General features: G+C 43.6%; 10 protein-coding genes. 8 read left to right on the forward strand and 2 right to left on the reverse strand.

The window, feature by feature from the left end:
- The first annotated feature begins 13 nt into the window (after positions 1 to 13).
- From rpsI to ABIE27_RS29370, 5 genes are all read left to right on the forward strand, one after another.
- Positions 14 to 406, forward strand: a complete 393-nt coding sequence (gene rpsI / locus ABIE27_RS29350; protein ID WP_090924661.1) for a 30S ribosomal protein S9 — start codon at positions 14 to 16, stop codon at positions 404 to 406.
- A 790-nt stretch (positions 407 to 1,196) separates the two neighbouring features.
- Positions 1,197 to 1,889 (forward strand): phosphoadenylyl-sulfate reductase, encoded by a 693-nt coding sequence (locus ABIE27_RS29355; RefSeq protein ID WP_429352093.1) that lies wholly within the window; start codon positions 1,197 to 1,199, stop codon positions 1,887 to 1,889.
- Positions 1,890 to 2,000: 111 nt separating this feature from the next.
- Entirely contained in the window at positions 2,001 to 3,170 is a 1,170-nt protein-coding gene (gene sat / locus ABIE27_RS29360; protein ID WP_123067261.1) for a sulfate adenylyltransferase, read from the forward strand.
- Between the two features lie 68 nt (positions 3,171 to 3,238).
- Positions 3,239 to 3,994 carry an N-acetylmuramoyl-L-alanine amidase CwlD gene (gene cwlD, locus ABIE27_RS29365; RefSeq protein ID WP_123067262.1) on the forward strand — a complete coding sequence of 252 codons (756 nt, stop codon included), beginning with the start codon at positions 3,239 to 3,241 and terminating at the stop codon, positions 3,992 to 3,994.
- Between the two features lie 78 nt (positions 3,995 to 4,072).
- A complete protein-coding gene (locus tag ABIE27_RS29370; protein WP_123067263.1) occupies positions 4,073 to 5,176 on the forward strand; it encodes an Mrp/NBP35 family ATP-binding protein in 1,104 nt (367 codons plus the stop codon).
- A gap of 149 nt (positions 5,177 to 5,325) precedes the next feature.
- On the opposite strand, the gene gerD is transcribed toward ABIE27_RS29370, so the two are convergent.
- Positions 5,326 to 6,063, reverse strand: coding sequence for a spore germination lipoprotein GerD (gene gerD / locus ABIE27_RS29375; RefSeq protein WP_123067264.1), 738 nt, complete (start codon positions 6,061 to 6,063; stop codon positions 5,326 to 5,328).
- A gap of 125 nt (positions 6,064 to 6,188) precedes the next feature.
- Here gerD and ABIE27_RS29380 point away from each other — a divergent pair, with 125 nt between their 5' ends.
- Positions 6,189 to 6,803 carry a KinB-signaling pathway activation protein gene (locus ABIE27_RS29380; protein WP_123067265.1) on the forward strand — a complete coding sequence of 205 codons (615 nt, stop codon included), beginning with the start codon at positions 6,189 to 6,191 and terminating at the stop codon, positions 6,801 to 6,803.
- Between the two features lie 121 nt (positions 6,804 to 6,924).
- On the opposite strand, the gene pdaB is transcribed toward ABIE27_RS29380, so the two are convergent.
- Positions 6,925 to 7,701 (reverse strand): polysaccharide deacetylase family sporulation protein PdaB, encoded by a 777-nt coding sequence (gene pdaB / locus ABIE27_RS29385; RefSeq protein ID WP_123067266.1) that lies wholly within the window; start codon positions 7,699 to 7,701, stop codon positions 6,925 to 6,927.
- Positions 7,702 to 7,823: 122 nt separating this feature from the next.
- Between pdaB and ABIE27_RS29390 the strand changes: the two genes are divergently transcribed.
- Positions 7,824 to 8,441: a stage II sporulation protein M gene (locus ABIE27_RS29390; RefSeq protein WP_123067267.1), complete on the forward strand. Its 618-nt coding sequence runs from the start codon at positions 7,824 to 7,826 to the stop codon at positions 8,439 to 8,441.
- 171 nt (positions 8,442 to 8,612) lie between these two features.
- Positions 8,613 to 8,843: a hypothetical protein gene (locus tag ABIE27_RS29395; protein ID WP_090924652.1), complete on the forward strand. Its 231-nt coding sequence runs from the start codon at positions 8,613 to 8,615 to the stop codon at positions 8,841 to 8,843.
- Positions 8,844 to 9,253 lie beyond the last annotated feature (410 nt).

Consider the following 9,253-nt stretch of genomic DNA (forward strand, 5'->3'; position numbering starts at 1 on the left):
GGAGGACAGTTTCATGGCACAAGTACAATACTATGGGACAGGTCGTCGTAAACATTCGGTAGCACGTGTTCGCCTTGTACCGGGTGAAGGACGCATTGTCATCAATAAACGTGATATTAATGAATACTTTGGTTTGGAAACACTCAAACTGATCGTAAAACAACCACTGACTTTGACAGAAACGCTCACTAACTATGACGTTTTGGTTATCGCTCATGGTGGCGGAATCTCCGGTCAAGCCGGCGCAATCCGTCACGGTATCTCCCGCGCTCTGCTTAAGGCAGATCCAGAATACCGTGCTTCCCTGAAAAAAGCAGGATTCCTGACTCGTGACCCACGTATGAAAGAACGTAAAAAATACGGTCTTAAAGCGGCTCGTCGCGCTCCTCAGTTCTCCAAACGTTAAGATTTTTCAAAGTCCTTGGCTTCGGCCAGGGACTTTTTTATGTTTTACAAACTAACTAGGCTGCCCAGCGCATTTGCTTACTCTACGGCAGGCAACTTGAATCCCGATGAGACGGACAGGGAATCAAGAGAATAGATGTAACAAAAGTTTTGTATTTACATGAATTATGATCTAATACATATCTATGTTAACTCCTTAATCCATATGAGATTCAAATTCATTAATACACCTCCATCCTCAAATCCCCTTCCATGGCTTGATTCTCTGTATAATCTAGTCTTAACTATGGTTAGCAAAAATCTTATCTGTGTTCATCACTAATACTATTACTCCAGATCGATATCATTTTTCTCATGTCTGAGTTATCAGTCTTTTTTATGGATACGATAAAGGGTTCTTACTTTTGCTATTTGATGGAGTTGCAGTCTCAGGCTTTCAATATTCCCGATTGAGGACGGTCCTTTGACAGGATACGCTTCCTAGTGATGAAAAATATTCCATCGTTCATCCCAAGAATCCAACAATAGCAACGATTTTCGCTCTTTAAGAACTCGAGCACTTGAAAGTTGCATTCATGAGATTTTGTATAGTTTTGCCTATATTTCATCTGAAAGCCTAATAAACACTAAAAATTGTGCGCTATTATGTTGTTTTTTTGTGAGTATAACTGATGTAATTTACCAGATGGCAGGCATTGACATCCCGAGTGAAAGATTTATACTATACATAATTCATATTAGATTAGTCGGCTTTTTGTAGTTTGTAGATCATGAATGGGGGAAATAGAACAATGAACTTGTTAGAAAAGGAAGAACTGGCTCGTACAAAAGCAGAGGAACTGGAGCGCGCTAGTCCAGAGGATATTATTCGCTACGCGGTTGAAACATTTCCTAATATCACATTTGCCTGCAGCTTTGGTGCAGAAGATGTTGTACTTGTAGATATGTTGCAAAAAATTAGCCCGTCTACTGATGTTTTTTATCTGGATACAGATTTTCATTTCCAGGAAACATATGATACCCGTGATCGGATGCAAGAAAAGTACAATCTTGAGTTTGTAAGAGTGTCGCCAAAAATTACACCTGAAGAACAAGCTGCTCAGCATGGGGAAGAACTGTGGAAATCCGATCCCAATGCTTGTTGTAACATTCGTAAGGTAGAGCCTCTGACACGTATTCTATCGCAGTATGATGCATGGATTACGGGAATTCGTAGAGATCAGGCACCGACTCGTGCCAATGCCAAGAAGGTTGAATATGATACGAAGTTTGGTCTGATGAAATTTAATCCTATTGCACATTGGACGAATGAGGATGTATGGGAGTACATCCGTGCCAATAACGTGACATACAATCCGTTGCATGATCAGAACTACCCGAGTATCGGATGCGAGCATTGCACACGTCAAGTTATGCCTGGGGAAGATCCTCGTGCGGGGCGTTGGTCTGGTAATGATAAAACGGAGTGCGGATTGCATAAATAAGCTATAAAATAGAGTAATGACTGTGCAAATGTTTTTTTACATTAAACCATTTTTAAAATTATAAAGTGGTTTTCACTAAAATATCGGATGTTTTAATAAGGAGCTGACAAGATGACTTCGATTCTGCCTCATGGAGGTACGCTGGTGCAGCGTATCGTACAAGGAGAAGAACGTGAGCAATTATTGCAGAAAAGCAAAAACCTGAACTCATTACAGATTAATACCTGGACAATCTCAGATTTGGATTTGATTGGCGTAGGGGCTTTTTCACCGCTTCAAGGATTCATGAATGAGGAAGATTATCTATCTGTCGTATCCGGAATGCGTTTGGCAGATGGCACCGTATGGAGTATACCGATTACACTGGCTGTAAATGATCAACAGGCTGCCTCACTTCGTAAAGGTGAAACGGTAGCTCTTGTTGGTGAAGCGGATGGAGTAACGTACGGTCTGCTTGAGGTTCAAAGCATCTATAAGGTGGATCAGGGAGAGGAAGCACGCCGTGTTTTCAAAACCGATGATCCTGAACATCCTGGTGTAAATAAACTGCTGGAGCGTCCTGCAACATATGTAGGAGGTCCAATTCAAGTGTTGAACCGTCCGAAACCGGCCAAGTTTGAAGATTTCTATTATGATCCGGCTCAGACGCGTAAGATTTTCCAGGATAAAGGATGGAGAACCGTGGTTGGTTTTCAGACACGTAACCCTGTACACCGGGCTCATGAATATATTCAGAAAAGTGCAATGGAAATCGTTGATGCACTTTTCTTGAATCCACTTGTGGGTGAGACTAAGTCTGATGATGTCCCTGCGAATGTGCGTATGAAGAGCTACTTGGTATTGCTGGAGAACTATTATCCGGCGGATCGTGCGTTTCTGGGTGTATTCCCGGCTGCAATGCGGTATGCGGGACCTCGTGAAGCCATTTTCCATGCAATGGTACGTAAAAATTATGGCTGCACCCACTTTATCGTAGGGCGTGATCATGCGGGTGTAGGTGATTATTATGGAACCTATGAAGCACAAGAGATATTCTCTAATTTTACGGCGGAGGAACTGGGTATTACACCACTGTTCTTCGAACACAGTTTCTTCTGCACCAAATGCGGAAATATGGCTTCCAGCAAAACCTGCCCTCATGACAAAGAACATCATATGACTCTGTCGGGAACCAAGGTACGTGGATTGTTGCGCAATGGTGAATGTCCACCGCCAGAATTTACACGTCCTGAGGTTGCTGAAGTGTTGATTGAGGGTATGGCAGAGCAAGTCCATTCCTAAGGTTATATTTGTCCATCTTGTCCCATATAGATGATTAGAGTCATTTATAGGGACGAGGTGGTTTTTTTATGCGCAAAAACATGGGGAAACATCTGGTAGTCTGGATCCGGTTAAAAACAGTGAAGAGGGTTATGCTGAGCCTGTGTTTGTTGGCTATGTTTGTAGCGGTAGTTTCGTATGAAATGCCCTCGGCCAAAACGTCAGGATATTGGAGTCTGCCTCTGGCTGGTAAGGTGATCGCTATTGATGCAGGTCATGGAGGGCCAGATGGGGGAGCAGTGAGCAGGCAGGGAGTTATTGAGAAGGATATCAACTTGTCCATTGCGCTGTATGTTAGAGACTATTTGCAACAGGCAGGAGCTCTTGTTGTGATGACTCGTGAGATCGATAAGGATTTGGCTGACGAGGGAACGAGAGGATACTCCAGACGCAAGACAGAGGATCTCAAACAGAGAGTGAGGCAGATTGAAGATAAACAGGCGGATTTATTTATCAGCATTCACATGAACAGTGTGCCATCTAACCGCTGGAGTGGCGCACAAGTCTTCTACACGCCTAATCATCCTGATAACGAAGGTCTTGCAAATCTGTTACAAGCCGAAATGATTCGGAATTTAGAAAATACAGACCGTATAGCGAAAACAGTGAGTACCGTTTATCTGCTTCAGGCTCTGAAAATCCCGTCATCACTCGTCGAGGTCGGCTTTTTGTCCCATCCCGAAGAGGCTCGTCTTCTCGCTGAAGAAACGTATCAACGGAAAGTAGCTGCGTCTATTTATAACGGTATTCTCCGATATGCTGCAGGTGAACGTCCGAAAAGTTAGTCATAAGAAGAAAGGTAGTGCTATAATTGGAACAGCATACCTAACACATGCCAATAGATAAAACCGAGGTGCTGTCTGATGTTATCAAAAGAACAGATACTTGAACTTTTACAGCCATTACAGGAACCGCAGCTAGGACAAAGCTTGACGGAACTGGGATGGATTCGTGACATTATGGTGAAAGAGCATCATGTGGCATTAAGCATGGTGACACTGGAGAATCGGCCAGAAGATGCAACCGCTTTAACGGATGCCGCACGTAACTTGCTTTCCCAGCATGGAGTGAAGGATGTACATATCCGCACACGAGTAGCGTCTGAGCATGACCGTCAGAGCCTAAACATGGGACAAGTGGAACAAGAGCAAGATCAGGATGAAGTGCTTGTAAAAGGTCATGCAGCGGGTTTGGATGGACATGAGCTGTTAAGTCCTGAGTCGGGAGTTCGTTTTATCGCCGTAGCTAGTGGTAAAGGGGGCGTAGGTAAGTCAACGGTCACCGTTAATCTAGCTGCTGCTTTGGCACGTCAAGGAAAGAAAGTCGGACTCATTGATGCTGATATTTATGGTTTCAGTGTCCCGGATATGATGGGGATCGAGGAATACCCTGTCGTTGAGGATGGGGTGATTCAACCCGTCGAACGTTTTGGCGTCAAAGTGATGTCAATGGGGTTCTTCATTCGGGAAAATAATCCGGTGATTTGGCGTGGACCAATGCTTGGCCGGATGCTGCGTCAGTTCTTCACCGATGTTCAGTGGGGCGAGCTGGATTATATGCTACTGGATCTGCCACCAGGCACGGGGGATGTTGCGCTTGATGTGCATCAGATGTTACCACAGAGCAAAGAGATCATTGTGACGACTCCACATGCCACTGCAGCCTTTGTAGCGGCGCGTGCTGGAGCGATGGCCATTCAAACGGAACATGAGCTATTAGGTGTAGTTGAGAACATGGCTTACTACGAATGTGGTAAATGTGGGGAGAAGGAGTATGTCTTTGGTCGTGGAGGGGGCGGACGTCTTGCCGAAAGCTTGCACACGGTGCTACTTGCCCAGATTCCATTAGGTGCTCCGGATAACCATCCTTCCGAGCCGGATTTCTCACCATCTGTGTACAAGGCAGAGACAACCATAGGGGCAATATATGACGAGGTTGCCAAGTCGATGGAGTCTAAGTTTGAATGAGATTTTTTATGTGATTAAAATTTAATGTGCTTATAAATAAAGCCTGCGTCCTTTGGATGCAGGCTTTTTGACATCATCTCTAATTTAAAAATGGAGGAGCATCAACATCAAGATTTTATTTGTTGGGGAATTTGTATCAGCCCATAGTCTTATGAACTTCCACCACCACCACCTGAGTCTCCACCTCCAGAATCACCATTGCCACCATCTCCCCCGTCCTGACCCTTTTGCCCACCACCACTTTCCGTCTTAGGCTGGAGTTCTTCTTGTACCACTTTTTTCAGCAAAGTAAGAACTTCCATACGAAACAAAGGATTTTGCATCACTTCCTGCATAACGGTCATCGTTTGTTTTCGGTATTCCGGGGTTTTGGTCATATCCATAAACATTTTGGATACCTCAGGTGATTTCATGATATCCCCAATCGACTTCTGGTACGTCGGATCTTTGATCAGCTGCATATGCAATTGTTTACTTTGTCCGTTGATCGCTTTGGCGAATTCACCAGCAAATTGCGGATCGGTCATGATTTTCTCGAATTCCTTCTGGTATTCCGGAGCGGTTATGGTATCTTTTACAGCAATACGTATTTGTTCCGAAGATTGCATTGGCATTAACATTTTCATACCCACCGTTCCCGATCCACCACCAGAGCTGCCGCCTGCTTCTGACCCGCTGCCTCCACCGCCTCCAGAGGAGCTTTGACCCGTTAGAGCTTCTTCAACAGCTTTCTTTCCTTCATCACTTTTTAAAATATCTACGACCATCGTTTTCATCTCTTTATAACTGCCCTGAGGAGGCGAAGAACTCTGATCTGAACCGCAGCCGGCAAGCATGACGGATAGCCCCAATACAACGCAGCATAGCTGCCACATAGGCCGTTTCATGTGTACAATCCCTCCTTGATTAGATACTGGATGTAGTATGTGATGGGAAAGGGGGAAATATGTTGAGCAATGATGGTTTTTTGCTGTGAAGGTTGGTAAAATAAACTCTCGGGGGTGGAAAACATTTGAATTTACGTAGATGGTTTTTCCTGTTTTGGACAGCCTTGCTTATTGGCGCCGCAGGAGCGTTAGGAACGGGACTGATTATGATGCTGGTCAACGGGGAGAAAACGAACGGAATTGCAGACTTTATGTTGTATCTTCTGATTCTGTTTGGCTCAGGAGTGATGATTAGCGTATATTCACAAATGGGTTTCTTTGCATATCTCATCTTGAATTATATGGGCAAGGGTGTATTCCCAAGACGCGGATGGCAGATTGTGCAGATTGTGCTGACTGTGCTGGCTTTGCTGGACATCATGTTTTTGCGTTTATTTGTCGGAGGAGGACGAGAGCGTATCTCGGACATTGTGCTGGGACTGATCATTTTGGCGACTGCAATTGTTACCGCTTACGTGAAAGTGAAACAGACACATATCTCTGCGCTGGTGCCAACGCTCTTTTTCATGATCGCCGTGACTGCAGTGGAAACGATCGGTGTACTCCGTATTGACGTTAATGCAGCCACGATCTTTATTGTTATCCCTTTGCTGTTGTGTAATGCATATCAGATGCTAATCCTGCACAAACTGGTCGATAGTTCAAAAGAAGGGGCTGTGACTCCTGCTCCGAGTCGTTGAACGAACGTTGGGCATAAAAGAGTTAAGGGTCATACTCATGGACGAGGTTTCCAAGGTTTCCATAACTGTGAAAAATACAAAAAGAGCTAACTAGGTTAGCTCTTTTTCAACTGTTTGCGTATTATTGGCCGCTGGCTTGATCGCGGACTTCCTTACCCTCTACACTGGAATGATTGAGCAACTCGGATACGGTCACGAATTCATAGCCCTGATTTTTTAATTTGTCGATGATGGCTGGAAGTGCCTCATGGGTTTGCTTCGATGAGTCGCTGGCATGCAGCAGGACAATGTCACCGGGATGTGCTTTGCTGACGACACGATCAACAATGGTCTGTACGCCGGGGTTTTTCCAATCCAGAGAATCCGTATCCCATTGTACAACCTGATAGTTTAGACTGTTCGCAACCTGAAGCACGCGTTTATCAAAATCTCCATTAGGTAATCGCAGCAAATTAGGTTCTTTTCCCGTTAAATCGGTTAAAATGCTGTGAGCTGTCGAAATTTCCTTGCGGATTTGCTCTTCAGTCAGGCTAGTATAGTTCTCGTGCCGATGTCCATGACTACCAATCTCATATCCTGCATCTTTAATGGCGTTAACAATTTCCGGATGGGTCTTGCTCCATGGCGAGGAGAGAAAGAAGGTGGCCTTCTGCACTTTATTCTCCTGAAGAACTTTAAGAATCGGTTCAGTTCGTTTATCACCCCAGCTAATGTCAAAGGTAAGTGCAATGACCTTCTTGTCAGTTGGCACACTGTAGACGGCGGAAGGTGCTTCTTCCGAGAACACTGACACGTTGCCACTTTCCAAATAAATAATACCAATCGCAAAAATGGCAGCAACGAGCACAATCAGATTACGTTTGATCTTTTTGCCGCTGAATACATAGAACGAGTTCATTTCGTTAAGCGCCCCTCTCCCAATAAAGAAATGCTTGTTTACTTTTCAATGTATGCTCGTACCGTCCAGTTATTCGTTTTACATCTTTGTTTGTCCATCATTTCGGTTTGTAGGAGGTTGTTATGCTAAAATTCAGTACATTTATAAGTGATATGGGTAAGATTAGAGGAGCTTTAATTTGGTCATTCTTGTTGTTTGCAGTGGGTATAGGAGCAGGTTGGTTGAGTACAGGCCCCTTGGAAGAGTTATTATTAGGCCAGATTGAAGGGCTTCGCCAAGTCAGTCAACAGTTGGAGCAAGGTGGTAATGTGCAATGGAATTTCTTTTTGTTCATCTTTTTTAACAATGCGATCAAAAGTGTGCTGGTTATCTATGCAGGAGTTATTTTCGGGATATTACCCATCATCTTTCTGATAATTAACGGGATGGTGCTCGGCTTTGTAGTGCACACCACGATGAATTATGGGGCAAGCTTTTTTGATATTGTCGTGAAGGGGCTGCTTCCACATGGCATTATCGAAATCCCGGTTATTATTATTGCCTGTGCATTTGGATTGAAGTTCGGCGGGTTAGTAGTGCGGAGCTTGGCACAACTGGGAAGCGATAAACGAGCTATGATCGGATCCCGGTGGAAAGAGTTTATGAATATGACGTTAACGGCAAGCTTTTGGGTAGTCATCTTACTTCTCGTTGCAGCGGTTATTGAGAGCACACTCACATATGCACTTGTGAGAGGTTAAAATTCTTTGTGGAAATTTTGTGATACCCAGCATTCATAATTTCCCAATAATTTGACCATAACAATAAAACGGGTTTCAGCAGCGCAGAAAAAAAAGAGATATGTTCAACAAAAGATGATGCTGAAAGACGAGTGTGACTATAGATGCTATGCACAAAAAGGAGAACTCTTAATGCTGGGTATGCTATTTAACGAGAAGGAATGCAAGGAACTGGACTATGTATTACGCAAAGAGTTGGATGAAATGCTGTTCGATCTGAGTGACCATCGTCTTGACCAGGAGATTAAGTATGCAATAGCGAGTCGGTATAAAACAGTATTCCGCATGTATGCAAGGTTCGCCCCCCCTAAAGAGTTATCCAAGTATGCAAGAGGCGGTAAGTTAAAGAACTCCAAGCTATGAAATTGGGCTGAACATATATTTTTAAAGATTAGGATTAGAGGTGTACTCTCTAGATAGAGCGTGCACCTCTAATTGTATTCGCCTGTTGTTAAAGGGAATGATCTACCTATTTGTCGAAATAGGGTTGACCTTTTCGACTCTATATGGTAAATTAATTTTCGTTCCGTTTTAAGGAGCCGTTTGACAAGAACAAGCATATTTATAAGACTTGATTTAAAACAGTTAAAAAAATGCTTGCAAAGAAAACGTGAATGTGTTACATTATAAAAGTCGCCGCTGAAATGACGACAACATGAAAAATAATAAATCAATTAAGTTTGATCTTTGAAAACTGAACAACGAGTGAGTAAACATTCTGCTTGCAGAATGAACAAATGAGATTTTTAATCTCGTCAGATTCAAAATGAGCT

The sequence above is a fragment of the Paenibacillus sp. 4624 genome (assembly GCF_050435065.1).
In the GTDB taxonomy this organism is placed as follows: domain Bacteria; phylum Bacillota; class Bacilli; order Paenibacillales; family Paenibacillaceae; genus Paenibacillus; species Paenibacillus amylolyticus_D.

Excerpts from the sequence above, each read along its gene's own strand:
- rpsI (WP_090924661.1), top strand. The coding sequence starts at position 14 with ATGGCACAAGTACAATACTATGGGACAGGTCGTCGTAAACATTCGGTA.
- ABIE27_RS29355 (WP_429352093.1), top strand. The coding sequence starts at position 1,197 with ATGAACTTGTTAGAAAAGGAAGAACTGGCTCGTACAAAAGCAGAGGAA.
- sat (WP_123067261.1), top strand. The coding sequence starts at position 2,001 with ATGACTTCGATTCTGCCTCATGGAGGTACGCTGGTGCAGCGTATCGTA.
- cwlD (WP_123067262.1), top strand. The coding sequence starts at position 3,239 with ATGCGCAAAAACATGGGGAAACATCTGGTAGTCTGGATCCGGTTAAAA.
- ABIE27_RS29370 (WP_123067263.1), top strand. The coding sequence starts at position 4,073 with ATGTTATCAAAAGAACAGATACTTGAACTTTTACAGCCATTACAGGAA.
- gerD (WP_123067264.1), bottom strand. The coding sequence starts at position 6,063 with ATGAAACGGCCTATGTGGCAGCTATGCTGCGTTGTATTGGGGCTATCC.
- pdaB (WP_123067266.1), bottom strand. The coding sequence starts at position 7,701 with ATGAACTCGTTCTATGTATTCAGCGGCAAAAAGATCAAACGTAATCTG.
- ABIE27_RS29390 (WP_123067267.1), top strand. The coding sequence starts at position 7,824 with ATGCTAAAATTCAGTACATTTATAAGTGATATGGGTAAGATTAGAGGA.
- ABIE27_RS29395 (WP_090924652.1), top strand. The coding sequence starts at position 8,613 with ATGCTGGGTATGCTATTTAACGAGAAGGAATGCAAGGAACTGGACTAT.